We start from the raw sequence: 16,862 nt of genomic DNA, 5'->3' as shown, positions 1-16,862 counted from the left end.
CGCGGCATCGGCCCGCCCGCACGGCAACCCGTCTCGATGAGGAAGAAGGAGATCCCATGACCGACCAGATCCTGTCGCCCCGCGACGTGCGCCTCGAGCGGGCTGCGGCGAGCCGCGAGGAGGCCATCCGCGCGGCGGGCCAGATCCTCGTCGACGCCGGGGCCGTGCGCCCCGAGTACATCGACTCCATGCTCGCGCGCGAGTCGTCGGTCTCCACCTACATGGGCAACTGGCTCGCCATCCCGCACGGCACGAACGAGGCGAAGGACTCGATCCTGCGTTCGGCGCTCTCGTTCGTGCGCTACGACGCGCCGATCGACTGGGGCGGCGACGAGGCGCGCTTCGTCGTGGGCATCGCCGGCATCGGCGACGAGCACCTCGAGATCCTCTCGAAGATCGCCATCATCTTCTCCGACGAGGACGAGGTGCAGAAGCTGCTCGACGCCGGCTCCTCCGACGAGCTCGTCGCGCTGCTGTCCGAGGTCAACGACGCATGAAGGCCGTGCACTTCGGCGCCGGCAACATCGGCCGTGGCTTCGTGGGCCTGCTGCTGCACGACGCGGGCTACGAGGTCGTGTTCGCCGACGTGAACGCCGAGCTCATCGACGCGCTCGCGGCATCCGACCACTACGCCGTGCACGAGGTGGGCGAGGGTGCGCGCGACCGCGTCGTCGACCGCTACCGGGCGCTCAACAGCCAGGCGGATGCCGCGGCGCTCGCTGCCGAGCTGACGACCGCCGACGTCGTGACGACCGCCGTCGGGCCCACGATCCTGCGGTTCATCGCGCCCCACGTGCTGCAGGCGCTGCGGGACCGCCCGGCCGATGCCGCGCCCCTCGCCGTGATGGCGTGCGAGAACGCGATCGACGCGACGAGCCTGCTGCGCGACGAGGTCGCCGCGCTCGCCGGTCCCGACGAGTGGCTCGCGCTCGAGCGCCGCGCCGTGTTCGCGAACACCGCCGTCGACCGCATCGTGCCCGGGCAGCCCGAGGGGGCGGGGCTCGACGTCACGGTCGAGACCTTCTTCGAGTGGGCGATCGAGCGGCCGCCCTTCGGCGACCACCCGCTCGAGATCCCCGGCGCGCACTTCGTGGAGCGCCTCGCGCCGTACATCGAGCGCAAGCTCTTCACGGTCAACACGGGTCACGCCGCGACCGCGTACCTCGGCTTCCTCGCGGGGCACGAGCGCATCAGCGACGCGCTGGCCGACCCGGCGGTCGCCGAGGAAGTGGAGCGCGTGCTCCGCGAGACCTCCGCGCTCATCGTGGCCAAGCACGGCTTCTCCGAGGCCGAGCAGGCCGAGTACCGCGCGACGATCCTCGCGCGCTTCCGCAATCCCGGCCTGCCCGACACCGTCGAGCGGGTCGGCCGCCAGCCCCTGCGCAAGCTGAGCCGTCGCGAGCGATTCATCGCACCCGCTGCCGAACTCGCCGAGCGCGGCCTCGTGGTCGACGGGCTCCTCGCCGCGGTCGAGGCGGCGCTCGGCTTCGACGTGCCGGCCGATCCCGAGAGCGTCGAGCTGCAGCGGCTCCTGGGCGAGGCGGATGCCGCGACCTTCGTGCACGACGTGACCGGGGTGGAGGCGGGACATCCGCTGCACGACCGCCTCGTGGAGGTCGTGGCGCGTCACGTGCGCTGACGCTGAGACATCGCCCGGGCGCCCCGCGCCCCGGCGAACACACCCGACTGGCGAATCGCTTCGCGATCGCCTATAGTTGACCCTTGGTGTTTGCACGCCTGCTTCGGCATGCCCGACGCCTGAGCCACCACGGTTCCGGCGCCTCGTGCAACATCATCGCACGACCGAACACCCACACCACAAGCGATAGTGAGGCTATGGCCAAGAAAGACGGCGTCATCGAGATCGAAGGCTCGGTCATCGAGGCACTCCCGAACGCGATGTTCCGCGTGGAACTGACCAACGGGCACAAGGTCCTCGCGCACATCTCAGGCAAGATGCGCCAGCACTACATCCGCATCCTCCCCGAGGACCGCGTGATCGTGGAGCTGAGCCCCTACGACCTGACGCGCGGCCGCATCGTCTACCGCTACAAGTAAGGGCTGTTCGGAAAGTAACGGCCCGCGGCACTCCGCGGGCACGAGGACAGCGAGTAAAGGAACACACCTGTGAAGGTCAACCCCAGCGTCAAGCCCATCTGCGACCACTGCAAGGTCATCCGCCGTCACGGCCGCGTGATGGTGATCTGCAAGAGCAACCCGCGCCACAAGCAGCGTCAGGGCTGATCGCGCGCGACGCGTGAGCGTCGCGCCGATCAGGGTCGAGTCGGCGGCCCCGTGCGGGCCGCCGTATCGAGACCCGAGTCGCAACACAACTGAACACCGCAATCGGCAACGCCAGAAGCATCGATCTCGATACGCCGCTCCGCGGCTACTCGATCAGCGATGCGGACACCTCGGGTCGGAGGCCCGGGCACCGGCGTTGCTCCACACCTCCACTCATCCACAGGAGAAGCCACCATGGCACGTCTGGCAGGAGTCGACATCCCGCGCGAGAAGCGCGTGGAGATCGCACTGACCTACATCTACGGCGTCGGGCGCACTCGTGCGCTGCAGACGCTCGCGGAGACCGGCATCAGCGGAGACATCCGCGTGAAGGACCTCAGCGACGAGCAGCTCGTCGCGCTCCGCGACTACATCGAAGGCAATTTCAAGGTCGAGGGTGACCTCCGCCGCGAGGTCGCAGCCGACATCCGCCGCAAGGTCGAGATCGGATCCTACGAGGGCCTGCGCCACCGTCGCGGTCTCCCGGTCCGCGGCCAGCGCACCAAGACCAACGCTCGTACCCGCAAGGGCCCGAAGCGCACCGTCGCCGGCAAGAAGAAGCCCGGCCGCAAGTAACCGCTCAGCGCCGAAGATCTAGGAGATTTCACCAATGGCAGCACCCAAGGCGGCTACTCGCAAGCCGCGCAAGAAGGAAAAGAAGAACATCGCCGTGGGCCAGGCCCACATCAAGTCGACGTTCAACAACACGATCGTCTCGATCACCGACACCACCGGCGCCGTGATCAGCTGGGCGTCGTCGGGCGGCGTGGGCTTCAAGGGCTCGCGCAAGTCGACGCCGTTCGCCGCACAGCTCGCGGCCGAGTCGGCCGCGCGCCAGGCGCAGGAGCACGGCATGAAGAAGGTCGACGTCTTCGTCAAGGGCCCCGGCTCGGGCCGCGAGACCGCGATCCGCTCCCTCCAGGCCGCGGGCCTCGAGGTCGGCAGCATCAACGACGTGACGCCCCAGGCGCACAACGGATGCCGCCCGCCCAAGCGCCGCCGCGTCTAGTTCCCACCGTCGGTCGGGTAGGGCGCTCCGCGCCCGTATCGAGGCCTCGCGCACTCGCTGGTCTCGATACGGCCCTGACGGGCCTACTCGACCGGCGCCCACGTTCTCTCACAACTCAAGATCCTCGACCTCGCAGGTGTCATATAGCGGACACCCTGCCGAAAGGAATCCACAGTGCTGATCGCACAGCGTCCGACGCTCACCGAAGAGAACATCTCGGAGTTCCGTTCGCGTTTCGTGATCGAGCCCCTCGAGCCGGGCTTCGGTTACACCCTGGGGAACTCGCTCCGTCGCACCCTCCTCTCCTCGATCCCCGGCGCGGCCGTGACGAGCATCCGCATCGACGGCGTGCTCCACGAGTTCTCGACCGTCCCGGGCGTCAAGGAGGATGTCACCGAGATCATCCTCAACATCAAGAACCTGGTCGTCTCCAGCGAGCACGACGAGCCCATCACCGCCTACCTGCGCAAGCAGGGCGCCGGTGAGGTCACCGCCGCCGACATCTCCGCTCCGGCGGGCGTCGAGGTGCACAACCCCGAGCTCGTGATCGCGACGCTCAACGACTCGGCGAAGTTCGAGCTCGAGCTCACGATCGAGCGCGGCCGCGGCTACGTCTCGGCCAGCCAGAACCGCAACGAGTACTCCGAGGCCGGCCAGATCCCGGTCGACTCGATCTACTCGCCGGTCCTCAAGGTCACCTACCGCGTCGAGGCCACCCGTGCCGGCGAGCGCACCGACTTCGACCGCCTCGTGGTCGACGTCGAGACCAAGGCCGCCATCACGCCGCGCGACGCGATCGCCTCGGCGGGTCGCACGCTCACCGAGCTGTTCGGCCTCGCCCGCGAGCTCAACACGGCGGCAGAGGGCATCGAGATCGGCCCCGCGCCGGTCGACGCCGTGCTCTCGAGCGAGCTCTCGATCCCGATCGAGGACCTCGACCTGTCGGTGCGGAGCTACAACTGCCTCAAGCGCGAGGGCATCAACACGGTGTCCGAGCTCGTCGCCCTGTCGGAGTCGCAGCTCATGAACATCCGCAACTTCGGCCAGAAGTCGGTCGATGAGGTCAAGGACAAGCTCACGGAGATGGGCCTGTCGCTGAAGGACTCGGTCCCCGGCTTCGACGGCGCCCACTTCTACACGGGCTTCGACGACGAGAACTAGCGCGCCCCGGGCCGCACCAACCCCCACCACTGGAGAGAACGAACCATGCCGAAGCCCACGAAGGGCCCCCGCCTCGGAGGCGGACCCGCGCACGAGCGCCTGATGCTCGCGAACCTCGCTGCCGCGCTGTTCACGCACAAGCGCATCACCACCACCGAGACCAAGGCCAAGCGCCTGCGTCCCCTCGCCGAGCGTCTGGTGACGTTCGGCAAGCGCGGCGACCTGCACGCACGCCGTCGCGTCCTCGCCGTGATCGGCGACAAGAGCGTCGTCCACGAGCTGTTCGCGGTCATCGCCCCGCAGGTCGCCGACCGTGAGGGCGGCTACACCCGCATCACGAAGATCGGCAACCGCAAGGGCGACAACGCGCCCATGGCGGTCATCGAGCTCGTCCTCGAGCCGGTGACCCCGAAGACGCGCGCCGCCAAGCCGGCCGCGGCTCCGGCCGCCGACGAGGCCCCCGCCGAGGAGCCCGTCGTCGAGGAGACGCCCGAGGAGGTCGTCACCGAGGCCGAGGCCGCCGTCGACGAGGCCGCGGGTTCCGAGGCGTCGGAGGAGTCGGCCGAGGCCGTCGCCGCGAAGTAGTCCTCGCGCCACACTCGAAGGGCCCCGATGCGTTCACGCATCGGGGCCCTTCCGCGTCGCGGGCGCCAGCGGCACGCCACGGCATCCGCATCCCGTTCGAGAGCGAGCGGCGCCCGCGCGGCGCCCGTAGGCTTGTCGGGTGAGCGAGCATGCGACGGACGAGTCGGCCGCGCCCGACGCCGGCGCGGCGGCATCCGCGGTCCGCATCCGGCTCGGCATCGCCTACGACGGCACCGGGTTCAAGGGCTGGAGCCGCCAGCCCGGCCTGCGCACCGTGCAGGGCGTGATCGAGCAGGCACTCGCCACCCTCTTCCGTCATGAGCACGTGGCGCCGCAGCTCACGGTCGCCGGGCGCACCGACGCCGGCGTGCACGCCCTCGGCCAGGTCGCCCACTTCGACGTGGAGCGCGTGGCGTTCGCGTCGGCCACCCGGCCGCGGCGGGGGCATGCGGCCGCCACGGGCGATCCTGCGGGCGTGCTGCTGCGCAGGCTCTCGGGCATCCTCGGTGCGAGCGAGGCCGATATCGTCGTCACCGCAGCCGCCGTCGCGCCCGACGGATTCGACGCCCGCTTCTCGGCGACGTGGCGGCGGTACGAGTACCGCGTGGCGGATGCCGCGGCCCTCCGCAACCCGCTCGATCGCAACCGCACGGTGTGGTTTCCGCGCGAACTCGACGTCGCTGCGATGGATGCCGCGGCGCGGTCGCTCCTCGGACTCGGCGACTTCGCCGCGTTCTGCCGCCCGCGCGAGGGCGCGACGACCATCCGCACCCTCCAGGCCTACCGATGGGAGCGCGCCGCCGACGGCGTGCTCGTGGCATCCCTGCAGGCCGACGCCTTCTGCCATTCGATGGTGCGGGCGCTCGTGGGGGCCTGCGTCGCAGTGGGGGAGGGCAAGCTCGAGGCCGGCGACCCGCGCGTGCTGATGGAGGCCGGCGAGCGGACGAGCGCGTTCAAGGTGATGCCGGCCAAGGGACTCGTGCTCACCGAGGTCGGCTATCCCGACGATCACGAGCTCGAGGCTCGGGCGGCGCTGACGCGCGCACGTCGCGAATTGCACGTCGACGGGGTCGTCGGCTAAGCTTTCCCTTTGGTGCCGCCATCTGCGTCGGCACCCGAAGATGAGCCCTCCACCCGGGCGTTCGCCTCGCTTCGCGAGCGAACTCCCACCGGAGTGGGATTCACGAACCCCTCTCTCGACCAGAAAGCAGCACTTCCGTGACGCGCACCTACACCCCCAAGGCGACCGAGATCCAGCGTGACTGGGTCGTCATCGACGCCACCGACATCGTGCTCGGCCGCCTGGCCAGCCACACGGCCGCCCTCCTCCGCGGCAAGCACAAGCCGACCTTCGCGAACCACCTCGACAGCGGCGACTTCGTCATCATCGTGAACGCCGACAAGGTCGCCCTCACCGGCCAGAAGCTCGAGCAGAAGAAGGCCTACCGTCACTCCGGCTACCCGGGTGGCCTCAAGGCGGTCGGCTACGCCGAGCTCCTCGAGAAGAACCCCGTCCGCGCCGTCGAGAAGGCGATCCGCGGCATGCTCCCCAAGAACTCGCTCGGCCGGGCCCAGCTGAAGAAGCTCAAGGTCTACGCCGGCCCGGAGCACCCGCACGCGGCTCAGCAGCCCAAGCCGTACACCCTCACCCAGGTCGCCCAGTAACTCCGGCGCACTCGACGTTCTCGAAATAAGGATTCACACCAAAATGGCGAAGATCGCAGACCAGATCGAAGCGGCTCCCGAGAGCTACACCACCGAGAGCACCCCCTCGGCGGCCCCCACCACCCCCCGTCCCGTGCTCAACGTGTCGGGCGCGGCCGTCGGCCGTCGCAAGCAGGCCATCGCCCGCGTGCGCGTCGTCCCCGGCGCCGGCGGCATCACGGTCAACGGCCGTGAGTTCGCGGACTACTTCCCGAACAAGCTCCACCAGCAGCTCATCACCGACCCGTTCACCGTGCTCGAGCTCTCGGGCTCGTACGACGTGGTCGCGAAGATCACCGGCGGCGGCCCCTCGGGCCAGGCCGGCGCGCTGCGCCTCGCGATCGCGCGTGCGCTCAACGAGATCGACCGCGAGAACAACCGCCCGACCCTCAAGAAGGCCGGCTTCCTCACGCGCGACGCGCGCGTCATCGAGCGCAAGAAGGCCGGTCTCAAGAAGGCCCGCAAGGCGCCGCAGTTCTCCAAGCGCTGACGCGCGAGGGGACTGGCTCTCTCGATGCCTCGGCTCTTCGGAACCGACGGGGTCCGGGGCCTGGCCAACCGTGATCTCACGGCTGACCTGGCCCTGGGCCTCGCCCAGGCGGCTGCCGCCGTGCTCACGCAGGGACGGCACGCCGACGAACTGCGCGCTGCGGGCAGGCGACCGGTCGCGGTCGTCGCTCGCGACCCGCGCGTCTCCGGTGAGTTCCTCACCGCCGCCGTCTCGGCCGGCCTCGCGAGCTCGGGCGTCGACGTGCTCGACGCCGGCGTGCTCCCGACGCCCGCGACGGCATTCCTGATCGACAGCATCCGCGCCGACTTCGGCGTGATGATCTCCGCGTCGCACAACCCCGCTCCCGACAACGGGATCAAGTTCTTCTCGTTCGGCGGCACGAAGCTCCCCGACGAGGTCGAGGACCGCATCGAGTCCTTCCTCGGCAAGCAGAAGCTCGCGCCCACCGGCGACGGCGTCGGCCGCATCCGCCGCTTCGCCGACGCGGAGGACCGCTACGTCGTGCACCTGCTCGGCACGCTCCCCAACCGCCTCGACGGCATCAAGGTCGTGCTCGACTGCGCCCACGGCGCCGCCGCAGGGGTCTCTCCCGAGACCTTCAAGGACGCCGGCGCCGAGGTCGTGGTGATCGGGGCGGACCCCGACGGCATGAACATCAACGACGGCGTCGGTTCGACCCACCTCGAGCACGTTCGGGCCGCAGTGCTCGAGCACGGTGCCGACCTCGGCATCGCGCACGACGGCGACGCCGACCGCTGCCTCGCCGTCGACGCCGAGGGCAACACCATCGACGGCGACCGCATCATGGCGATCCTCGCCGTGTCCATGCACGAGCGCGGCACCCTCACCGACGACACCCTCGTCGTGACGGTCATGTCGAACCTGGGCCTCCGGCGGGCGATGGCCGAGCACGGCATCCGCGTGATCGAGACCAAGGTCGGCGACCGCTACGTGCTCGAGGCCCTCGCCGAGGGCGGCTACGCCCTCGGCGGCGAGCAGTCGGGACACGTCATCATGACCGAGTTCGCCACGACGGGCGACGGGGTGCTCACGGGGCTCCACCTCGCCGCCGAGATGGCCCGCACCGGCCGGTCGCTCGCTGAACTCGCCCGCGTGATGACCGTGTACCCACAGGTGCTCGTGAACGTGCGCGGCGTCGACCATCACGCGCTCGCCGACGATGCGGAGATCGCCGCAGCCGTGGCCGCAGTGGAGGCCGAACTCGGCGACACGGGACGAGTGCTCCTGCGTCCGTCCGGCACCGAGCCCATGGTGCGCGTCATGGTGGAGGCCGCCGACCAGCACGCGGCGGAGTCCCAGGCGGAGCGCCTCGCTGCAGTCGTCCGGGAGCGGCTCAGCCTGTAGCGATCCCCGCGGCGACGGCGGGCCGACGGCATCGGAGCGCCCCGCGGCATCCGCTCGTCGATCGCGTGGGTCGCTCAGAGCTTGCGGAGCAGCACGCTCGAGACCGCGTGGTCGGCGTCCTTGCGCAGCACGAGCGACGCACGCGACCGCGTCGGCCGGATGTTCTGCAGCAGGTTCGGCTCGTTGATCGACTGCCAGATCGAGCGCGCCCGCGCACGGGCCTCGTCCTCGGTGAGGCTCGCGTACCGGTGGAAGTAGGAGCGCGGGTTGGCGAACGCGCCGCGCTGGAGCTTCAGGAAGCGCTCCTCGTACCACCGCGCGATGTCGCCCGTGCGGGCATCGACGTAGATCGTGAAGTCGAAGAGGTCGCTGACCGCGAGCTTGTGCCCCGCCGCCGCGGGCTGCAGCACGTTGAGCCCCTCGACGATGAGCACGTCGGGACGCCGCACCGTGATCTGCGCGTCGGAGACGATGTCGTAGGCGAGGTGCGAGTAGAACGGCGCGCGCACCTCGGCGGCGCCCGCCTTCACCTCGCTCACGAACCGGAGCAGCGCCCGACGGTCGTAGGACTCGGGGAAGCCCTTGCGGGCCATGAGCCCGCGGCGTTCGAGCTCCGCATTCGGGAACAGGAACCCGTCGGTGGTCACGAGCTCGACCCGTGGGGTGTGCTCCCACCGGGCGAGGAGCTCGCGGAGGAGGCGGGCGATGGTCGACTTGCCGACGGCCACCGAGCCCGCGACGCCGATGACGAACGGCGTGGGCGTGACCTGCTCGCGCAGGAACTCGCTCGTGACCTGGTGGAGCGCCTTCGTGCCGCCGACGTAGAGGTTGAGCAGGCGGCTGAGCGGCAGGTACACCTCCGCGACCTCAGTGGGGTCGAGCGGCTCGCCCAGGCCGCGCAGCTGCACGATCTCGGTCTCGCGCAGCGGCGAGGGCATGGAGGGCGCGAGCGCCGCCCAGTCGGCACGACCCAGCTCGATGAACGGCGTGAGGTGGGCCGCGTGCGCGGACGGATGCTGCGGCTCAAGCACCTCAGCAGTCTAGTGTCGGGGCTCCCCGGGGCCGGTCGTCCCTCGGCGGCGGCCTCCCAGTCGACCGCCTATACAATCGAGCGCATGTGTGGAATCGTCGGATACGTCGGAGAGCGCAACAGCCTCGACGTGCTCATGGGTGGCCTGCGTCGCCTCGAATACCGTGGTTACGACTCGGCGGGCGTCGCCGTCATCGATGACGAAGGCGAGATCGAGACCGCGAAGCGCGCGGGCAAGCTCCAGGTCCTCGCCGACGAACTCGAGCGCCACCCGATCCACCGGGGCGGTACCGGCATCGGGCACACCCGCTGGGCGACGCACGGCGGCCCCACCGACCGCAACGCCCACCCGCACCTCGGCGACGACGGCCGCCTCGCCCTCATCCACAACGGCATCATCGAGAACTTCTCCGAGCTGAAGGACGAACTGCTCGCCGAGGGCTTCGCGTTCGAGAGCGAGACCGACACCGAGGTGGCGGCCGTGCTGCTCGGCCGGGAGTACCGGCGCACGGGCGACCTGCGCAGCGCATTCCAGGCGATCGTCTCCCGCTTCGAGGGCGCGTTCACGCTGCTCGCGGTGCACCGGAACGAGCCGGGCCTGGTCGTCGGCGCCCGCCGCAACTCGCCCCTCGTGATCGGCCTCGGCGAGGGCGAGAACTTCCTGGGTTCGGATGTCGCGGCCTTCGTCGAGTTCACGAAGCGCGCCGTGGCGATCGGCCAGGACCAGATCGTGGCGATCACCGCCGACGAGGTGACGGTCACCGACTTCGACGGCGAGCCCGTCGAGGTCGAGCCCTTCGAGGTCGCGTGGGACGCGTCCGCCGCGGAGAAGGGCGGCTGGTCGTCCTTCATGCGCAAGGAGGTCTCGGAGCAGCCCGAGGCCGTCGCGAACACGCTGCTGGGTCGCGTGGTCGACGGCCAGGTGCACATCCCCGAGCTCGAGTCGTTCGGCGACGACGAGTTGCGCGCCATCCATCGCATCACCGTCATCGCGTGCGGCACGGCAGCCTATGCCGGCATGGTCGCGAAGTACGCCATCGAGCAGTGGGCCCGCGTGCCCGTCGAGGTCGAGCTCAGCCACGAGTTCCGCTACCGCGAGCCGGTGCTCGACGAGGGCACCCTCGTGATCTCGATCAGCCAGTCGGGCGAGACCATGGACACGCTCATGGCCGTGAAGTACGCCCGCGAGATGGGCGCGCGCACGATCTCGATCTGCAACACGCAGGGCGCGACGATCCCGCGCGAGTCCGACGCCGTGGTCTACACGCACGCGGGACCCGAGGTGGCGGTCGCGTCGACGAAGGCCTTCGTGGCCCAGATCGCCGCCCTGTACCTGTTCGGGCTGCACCTCGCGCGGGTGCGCGGCACGCTCTCGGAGACGGAGCTCGGGAAGCAGCTCGCCGAGCTGCAGTCGGTGCCCGAGAAGATCCGGACCGTGCTCGGCGAGGCGGAGCACGTCGGCGAGCTCGCGCACTGGATGGCGGACACCCGCTCGGTGCTCTTCCTCGGCCGCCACGTCGGCTACCCGATCGCCCTCGAGGGTGCGCTGAAGCTCAAGGAGCTCGCCTACATCCACGCCGAGGGCTTCGCGGCGGGCGAGCTCAAGCACGGGCCGATCGCGCTCATCGAGCCCGGGCAGCCCGTGTTCGTCATCGTCCCGAGCCCGCGCGGCTCGGCGACCCTGCATCCGAAGGTCGTCTCGAACATCCAGGAGATCCGAGCCCGTGGCGCCCGGGTCATCGCGATCGCCGAGGAGGGCGATGCCGCGGTGCTGCCGTTCGCCGACGAGGTGCTCCGCATCCCGCTCGCCGCGCCCCTCTTCGAGCCGCTCCTCGCGGTCGTGCCGCTGCAGATCTTCGCCATGGAACTGGCGCAGGCGAAGGGCCTCGACGTCGACCAGCCGCGCAACCTCGCGAAGTCGGTCACGGTCGAGTAGCCCCGGACTCGCGCGGCGGCACGGTCGGCCTCGGGACGAGCGTGCCGCCGCCCGCTCCGTGCGGCAGACTCGAATTCAGGACCCGACGGGAGATCCGCCGGACGACGTGCGAAAGGGATGCGACATGATCGCGGGCATCGGCATCGACGTGGTCGACATCGCCCGCTTCGAGCGTTCGCTCGAGCGCACGCCGGGCCTGCGCATCCGCCTGTTCGCCGAGAGCGAACGCCGCGATCGTCCCGCTCGCTCGCTCGCCGCACGCTTCGCGGCCAAGGAGGCGCTCATCAAGGCGCTGGGCGGCCACGCCGTGATCCGCTGGCACGACATGCGCATCGTGCAGGACGTCGACGGCAACCCCGACTTCGCGCTGTCGGGCGGCCTCGCCGAGCACGTGCGCGCGCTCGGCATCGACCGGGTGCACCTCTCGATGAGCCACGACGCGGGCATCGCGAGCGCCTTCGTGGTGCTCGAGGGGCGCGCGTTCGAGGGGCGCGCGTTCGAGGATGGCGCACCCGACGGAGTGACCCCGTGAGCGACGCGGAGCCCGGCGGCGCCTTCCGTGAGGCACGGATCGACCTCGATGCGATCCGGCACAACGTTCGCGCCCTCGCCGAGCTCGTCGCGCCCGCCGGCGTGATGGCGGTCGTGAAGGCCGACGCCTACGGGCACGGCGCGGTCGCGGTCGCGCGCGCTGCACTCGACGCGGGCGCGCTGCGTCTCGGCGTGGCCGACATCGACGAGGCCCTCGCCCTGCGCGGAGCCGGCATCGACGCGCGGGTGCTCGCGTGGCTGCACGACCCCGGCGCGTCCTTCCGTGTGCCGATCGAGCGCGGCGTCGAGCTCGGCATCTCGTCGACGGGGCAGCTCCACGCGGTGGCGGATGCCACGGCATCCGCCGGTCGCGTCGCCGACGTGCACCTCAAGCTCGACACCGGCCTGTCGCGCAACGGCATCCCCCGAGCCGAGTGGCCCCATGCGGTCGCGGAGGCGGCGCGCCTCGAACGCGAGGGGCTCGTGCGGGTGCGCGGCGTCTTCAGCCACCTCGCGAACACCTCGCCCGAGGAGGACGCCGCGCAGCTCGAGGCGTTCCTGCGCGGCGTCGAGCTCGCCGAGGCCGCGGGGCTGCGTCCCGACGTGCGGCACCTGGCGTCGTCGGCGGCGGCCGTCCGCTTCCCCGAGGCGCGCCTCGACCTCGTGCGCATCGGCATCGGCATGTACGGCATCCCGCCGTTCGGCGACGGCACGACGGCGGCCGAGCTCGGCCTGCGGCCCGCGATGACCCTGCAGGGCCGGGTCGCGGCGGTGCGGCGGGTGGCGGCGGGCGACGGGGTGTCGTACGGCCACACGTGGCGGGCCGATCGCGCGACGACGCTCGCGCTCGTACCGCTCGGGTACGCCGACGGCGTGCCGAGGCAGGCCTCCGGTCGCGCCGAGGTGTTCCTGCGCGGGCGCCGACGCCCGGTCGTCGGACGCATCGCGATGGACCAGTTCCTCGTCGACGTCGGCGACGACGAGGTGGCCGTGGGCGACCCGGTGGTGCTGTTCGGCGATCCCGCCTCGGGCGCGCCCTCGGCCGACGAGTGGGGCGAGGCCGCCGAGACGATCGGCTACGAGATCGTCACCCGCGTCGGCCCACGGGTGCCGCGCCGCCACACGGGGGAGCGCTGATGCGCCTCGACGTCCCGAGCACCGCCGCCATGGAGGACCTCGGCCGCGAACTCGGCGCGCTGCTCCGTGCGGGCGACCTCGTCGTGCTCACGGGTCCGCTCGGCGCCGGCAAGACCACGCTCACCCGCGGGATCGGCGAGGCGCTCGGCGTGCGCGGCGCGGTGCAGAGTCCCACGTTCGTGCTGGCGCGCACGCACCCGAGCCTCGTCGGCGGCGCTCCGCTCGTGCACGTGGATGCCTACCGCCTGGGCGGCGCGGCCGAGCTCGAGGACCTCGACCTCGACTTCGCGCGCTCGGTCGTGGTGGTCGAGTGGGGTGCGGGCCTGCTCGACGGCGTCAGCGACTCGTGGCTCGACGTCGTCATCGAGCGCGCCCGGGGCGGCGAGCGGCAGGGGGCGCCGGATGCCGCGGCTCCGGGCCCCGGCGGCGCGGCATCCGGCGACGACGAACTCGACGCCGACGAGCCCCGCAGCGTGACCGTCGTGGGACACGGACCCCGCTGGGCCGGCACGCGCTTCGCCGCGGACGCCGAGCCCGACGCCGGACGCCGGACGCCGGCAGCCGGTCACTGACCCCGCTGTCGACGCCGCTCCCGACCCTGCTGTCGACCCCGCCGCCGACCGACCGGAGGCCGGGCAGGGCCCCGCCGCGGCCACGTAGGCTGGACGCATGCTCCTCGCGATCGACACCTCCACGGGCACGAGCGTCGCCGTGGTCGACCGCGACGGCGGCGTGCTGGCCGAGGTCGGCACCGACGACACGATGCGCCACGCCGAGGTCGTGGGCGGATTCATCCGCGACGCCCTCGCCGAGGCGGGAGTGCGACCCCACGCCCTGTCGGGCGTCGTCTCGGGAATGGGCCCGGGACCGTTCACGGGCCTGCGCGTCGGTATCGCCGCAGCCCGAGCCTTCGCGCTCGGCATCGCGCGCCCCGTCGTCCCCGTGGTGAGCCACGACGCCGTCGCGTGGGCCTGGTACACCGCGGGCGGTGCGGGCACGCTGCAGGTCGTGACCGACGCGCGCCGACGCGAGTCCGCCGTGAGCGAGTACGACGGGCTCGACGCCGATGGGCTCCCCGTGCGCGCCACCGGCCCCGCACTCGCCCCCCGGGACGCCGTCGCGCCGCCCCGCGGCATCCGCCTCGACGCGACCCGCGTGCCGGCCGGCGCGCTGGGCATGATCGCCGAGCTGGCGTTCGCCGCCGGTCGCCTGCCGGTCTGCGCCGATGAGCCGCTCTACCTCCGCGCCCCCGACGTGACGTTGTCGACCCCGAAGCGGGTGAGCCGATGAGCATCCTGCTCCGGCGGGCGGGCGCTGCCGACCTGGACGGCATCATGGCCATCGAACGCACCGTGTTCGCCACCGATGCGTGGCCCGCCGACATGATGCGCCACGAGCTCGACGGCGCCCACACCTACTACCTCGTCGTGGTCGACGACGCGCTTCCCCGCGAGGTCCTCGCCTACGCGGGCCTGCTCGCGCCCGCGGGCTCCGGCCAGGGCGACATCCAGACCATCGCGGTCGCGGCCGACCACCGCGGCGCGGGCCTCGGCCGCGCCCTCATGCACGCCCTCATCGACGAGGCGCGGCGTCGACGGGCCACGGAGCTCTTCCTCGAGGTGCGGGCCGACAACCCCGTCGCGCAGTCGCTCTACGAATCGCTCGGCTTCGTGCAGATCGGGGTGCGCCGCGGCTACTACCAGCCCGACGGCGTCGACGCGATCACGATGCGGCTCGACGTGCCTCCGGCCGTGACCATGCCCGCCGACGCCGAGGGAGCCGCCCGATGAACCGCGACGCACCCCTCGTGCTCGGCATCGAGACCTCGTGCGACGAGACCGGCGTGGGCATCGTGCGCGGCACGACGCTCCTCGCCAACGCCATCGCCTCCTCGATGGAGGAGCACGCACGCTACGGCGGCGTCGTGCCCGAGGTCGCCGCGCGCGCCCACCTCGAGGCGCTCGGCCCCACCATCCGGGCGGCGCTCGCCGAGGCGTCCGTCACCCTCGACGACCTCGACGCCGTCGCGGTCACCAGCGGGCCCGGCCTCGCCGGTGCGCTCATGGTGGGCGTCGGCGCCGCGAAGGCGCTCTCCCTCTCGCTCGAGGTGCCGATCTACGCCGTCAACCACCTCGTGGGGCACGTCGGCGCCGACCTGCTCGGCGACGACGAGCCGCTCGCGACCCCCACGGTGGCGCTGCTCGTCTCGGGCGGGCACACCTCGCTGCTGCTCGTGCGCGACCTGGACTCCGACGTCGAGCTGCTCGGCGAGACCATCGACGACGCCGCGGGCGAGGCCTTCGACAAGGTCGCGCGACTGCTCGGGCTGCCCTATCCCGGCGGGCCCGAGATCGACCGCGCCGCGGTCGGCGGCGACCCCGACGCAATCCGCTTCCCGCGCGGACTGACCCGTGCGAACGACCTCGAGCGGCACCGGTACGACTTCTCGTTCTCGGGGCTGAAGACCGCCGTCGCGCGGTGGGTCGAGCAGCGAGAGGCGTCGGGCGAGCCGGTGCCCCTCGCCGACGTGGCGGCGAGCTTCCGCGAGGCCGTCGTCGACGTGCTCGTCGACAAGGCGATCGCCGCGTGCGCCGACCTCGGCGTGCCGAGGCTCCTGCTCGGCGGCGGCGTGGTCGCGAATCGGCGCCTCCGCGAAGTGGCCGAAGCGCGAGCGGATGCCGCGGGCATCGCGCTGCGCATCCCGCCGCTGTCGCTCTGCACCGACAACGGCGCCATGATCGCGGCGCTCGGCGCCCGGCTCATCATGGCCGGACACGAGCCCTCTGGCCTCGGATTCGGCGCCGACTCGACGCTTCCGGTGACCGACATCCAGATGTGAGCGTGACCCGAGGTGACCTTGGTCCGATGCAGGGAGTTCCCTGTGAGCGCTAGTGTGAGCATCGCGGCGCCACGCCTCGCCGGTCGTTGACACCGTGCGCGGCCGCTGCCAGCATGGCGGAGCCGCACCGCAATCACCATTTCTGAGGGGAAACCACATCATGACCGACCCGTCCGACCAGCCGTCCGTCCCGCCCGTCCCCCCCACGCAGCCGGCACCGCCTGCTCCGCCCGCGGCTCCGGCGTACGCGCCCGCACCGGCCGCACCGGCCGCCCCCGCCTACGCAGCGGCTCCCGCCGGGCCGAAGACCAACGTGCTCGCGATCGTGTCGCTCGTCTCGGCGTTCTTCATCTCGCTCGTGGCGATCATCACGGGGCACATCGCCCTGAGCCAGATCAAGAAGACCGGTGAGCAGGGCCGCGGCCTCGCGATCGCCGGGCTCGTGCTCGGCTACCTCGGCCTCGTCGCGGGCATCATCGTCGGCATCGTGTGGATCGCGATCTTCAGCGCCGCCGTCTCGAGCGGCACCGTCACCACCTACTGATCGGTACGCGCCGAGAGGAGGCTCTGCCATGAGCGATCCGAACAACCCAGAGGAGCCCCAGGTTCCCGCCGAGCCGGCCGTTCCGGCCGAACCGGTGGTGCCTCCGGCTCCGGAGCCGGCGGTCCCGCCTGAACCCCCCGCCCCCGAGCCCGCGCCGCCGGCGCCTCCGGTCGCTCCCGCAGCGCCCGTGCCGCCGGTCGCGCCGCCGCCTCCCGCTCCGGCGCCCG

General features: G+C 71.7%; 21 protein-coding genes. 20 read left to right on the top strand and 1 reads right to left on the bottom strand.

Going from position 1 to position 16,862, the window contains the following annotated elements; translation table 11 throughout:
- Nucleotides 1-56: 56 nt before the first annotated feature.
- The 12 genes from EDM22_RS12565 (at nt 57) to glmM (ending at nt 8,618) form a co-directional block, all read left to right on the top strand.
- Complete coding sequence (locus EDM22_RS12565) at nt 57-497, top strand: PTS mannitol transporter subunit IIA (RefSeq protein ID WP_122937434.1); 441 nt, start codon at nt 57-59, stop codon at nt 495-497.
- Nucleotides 494-1,639, top strand: coding sequence for a mannitol-1-phosphate 5-dehydrogenase (locus tag EDM22_RS12560; RefSeq protein WP_122937433.1), 1,146 nt, complete (start codon nt 494-496; stop codon nt 1,637-1,639). Before EDM22_RS12565 ends, EDM22_RS12560 begins: the two co-directional genes overlap by 4 nt.
- Before the next feature lie 197 nt (nt 1,640-1,836).
- The gene (gene infA, locus EDM22_RS12555; RefSeq protein WP_011186713.1) at nt 1,837-2,058 is read left to right on the top strand and encodes a translation initiation factor IF-1; all 222 of its coding nucleotides are present in this window, start codon (nt 1,837-1,839) and stop codon (nt 2,056-2,058) included.
- Between the two features lie 69 nt (nt 2,059-2,127).
- Nucleotides 2,128-2,244 (top strand): 50S ribosomal protein L36, encoded by a 117-nt coding sequence (gene rpmJ, locus EDM22_RS12550; protein ID WP_005050492.1) that lies wholly within the window; start codon nt 2,128-2,130, stop codon nt 2,242-2,244.
- Between the two features lie 234 nt (nt 2,245-2,478).
- Nucleotides 2,479-2,859, top strand: a complete 381-nt coding sequence (rpsM, locus tag EDM22_RS12545; RefSeq protein WP_056734978.1) for a 30S ribosomal protein S13 — start codon at nt 2,479-2,481, stop codon at nt 2,857-2,859.
- Between the two features lie 34 nt (nt 2,860-2,893).
- The gene (gene rpsK / locus EDM22_RS12540) at nt 2,894-3,292 is read left to right on the top strand and encodes a 30S ribosomal protein S11 (protein ID WP_092668574.1); all 399 of its coding nucleotides are present in this window, start codon (nt 2,894-2,896) and stop codon (nt 3,290-3,292) included.
- A gap of 174 nt (nt 3,293-3,466) precedes the next feature.
- Entirely contained in the window at nt 3,467-4,453 is a 987-nt protein-coding gene (locus EDM22_RS12535) for a DNA-directed RNA polymerase subunit alpha (RefSeq protein ID WP_122937432.1), read from the top strand.
- A gap of 45 nt (nt 4,454-4,498) precedes the next feature.
- Nucleotides 4,499-5,038 carry a 50S ribosomal protein L17 gene (rplQ, locus tag EDM22_RS12530; protein WP_122937431.1) on the top strand — a complete coding sequence of 180 codons (540 nt, stop codon included), beginning with the start codon at nt 4,499-4,501 and terminating at the stop codon, nt 5,036-5,038.
- 139 nt (nt 5,039-5,177) lie between these two features.
- Nucleotides 5,178-6,119 (top strand): tRNA pseudouridine(38-40) synthase TruA, encoded by a 942-nt coding sequence (gene truA / locus EDM22_RS12525; protein WP_122937430.1) that lies wholly within the window; start codon nt 5,178-5,180, stop codon nt 6,117-6,119.
- A 137-nt stretch (nt 6,120-6,256) separates the two neighbouring features.
- Entirely contained in the window at nt 6,257-6,703 is a 447-nt protein-coding gene (rplM, locus tag EDM22_RS12520) for a 50S ribosomal protein L13 (protein ID WP_122937429.1), read from the top strand.
- Nucleotides 6,704-6,746: 43 nt separating this feature from the next.
- Nucleotides 6,747-7,232 (top strand): 30S ribosomal protein S9, encoded by a 486-nt coding sequence (gene rpsI, locus EDM22_RS12515; protein WP_122937428.1) that lies wholly within the window; start codon nt 6,747-6,749, stop codon nt 7,230-7,232.
- A gap of 24 nt (nt 7,233-7,256) precedes the next feature.
- Nucleotides 7,257-8,618 (top strand): phosphoglucosamine mutase, encoded by a 1,362-nt coding sequence (glmM, locus tag EDM22_RS12510; protein WP_122937425.1) that lies wholly within the window; start codon nt 7,257-7,259, stop codon nt 8,616-8,618.
- A gap of 74 nt (nt 8,619-8,692) precedes the next feature.
- Here glmM and coaA read toward each other — a convergent pair whose 3' ends face one another.
- On the bottom strand, nt 8,693-9,649 hold the full coding sequence (gene coaA, locus EDM22_RS12505; RefSeq protein ID WP_122937423.1) for a type I pantothenate kinase: 957 nt from the start codon (nt 9,647-9,649) through the stop codon (nt 8,693-8,695).
- Between the two features lie 84 nt (nt 9,650-9,733).
- On the opposite strand from coaA, the gene glmS reads away from it, so the two are divergent.
- The 8 genes from glmS to EDM22_RS12465 all read left to right on the top strand — a co-directional run bounded on the left by glmS (nt 9,734) and on the right by EDM22_RS12465 (nt 16,635).
- Nucleotides 9,734-11,584 carry a glutamine--fructose-6-phosphate transaminase (isomerizing) gene (glmS, locus tag EDM22_RS12500; protein WP_122937421.1) on the top strand — a complete coding sequence of 617 codons (1,851 nt, stop codon included), beginning with the start codon at nt 9,734-9,736 and terminating at the stop codon, nt 11,582-11,584.
- Nucleotides 11,585-11,708: 124 nt separating this feature from the next.
- Nucleotides 11,709-12,116, top strand: a complete 408-nt coding sequence (locus EDM22_RS12495) for a holo-ACP synthase (RefSeq protein ID WP_122937419.1) — start codon at nt 11,709-11,711, stop codon at nt 12,114-12,116.
- Nucleotides 12,113-13,252, top strand: a complete 1,140-nt coding sequence (gene alr / locus EDM22_RS12490; RefSeq protein ID WP_122937418.1) for an alanine racemase — start codon at nt 12,113-12,115, stop codon at nt 13,250-13,252. The genes EDM22_RS12495 and alr overlap by 4 nt, the downstream gene beginning before the upstream one ends.
- Nucleotides 13,252-13,824 carry a tRNA (adenosine(37)-N6)-threonylcarbamoyltransferase complex ATPase subunit type 1 TsaE gene (gene tsaE / locus EDM22_RS12485; protein ID WP_122937416.1) on the top strand — a complete coding sequence of 191 codons (573 nt, stop codon included), beginning with the start codon at nt 13,252-13,254 and terminating at the stop codon, nt 13,822-13,824. Before alr ends, tsaE begins: the two co-directional genes overlap by 1 nt.
- A gap of 97 nt (nt 13,825-13,921) precedes the next feature.
- Entirely contained in the window at nt 13,922-14,542 is a 621-nt protein-coding gene (gene tsaB / locus EDM22_RS12480) for a tRNA (adenosine(37)-N6)-threonylcarbamoyltransferase complex dimerization subunit type 1 TsaB (RefSeq protein WP_122937414.1), read from the top strand.
- A complete protein-coding gene (gene rimI / locus EDM22_RS12475; protein WP_122937412.1) occupies nt 14,539-15,042 on the top strand; it encodes a ribosomal protein S18-alanine N-acetyltransferase in 504 nt (167 codons plus the stop codon). Before tsaB ends, rimI begins: the two co-directional genes overlap by 4 nt.
- Entirely contained in the window at nt 15,039-16,091 is a 1,053-nt protein-coding gene (gene tsaD, locus EDM22_RS12470; RefSeq protein ID WP_122937409.1) for a tRNA (adenosine(37)-N6)-threonylcarbamoyltransferase complex transferase subunit TsaD, read from the top strand. The genes rimI and tsaD overlap by 4 nt, the downstream gene beginning before the upstream one ends.
- 160 nt (nt 16,092-16,251) lie before the next feature.
- The gene (locus EDM22_RS12465) at nt 16,252-16,635 is read left to right on the top strand and encodes a DUF4190 domain-containing protein (protein ID WP_122937407.1); all 384 of its coding nucleotides are present in this window, start codon (nt 16,252-16,254) and stop codon (nt 16,633-16,635) included.
- Nucleotides 16,636-16,862: the final 227 nt, after the last annotated feature.

The sequence above is a fragment of the Agromyces tardus genome, from assembly GCF_003710805.1.
Classification (GTDB): Bacteria; Actinomycetota; Actinomycetes; order Actinomycetales; family Microbacteriaceae; genus Agromyces; species Agromyces tardus.
Note: the sequence above shows the minus strand (reverse complement) of the source record. Positions and strands in the feature narration are given on the sequence as shown.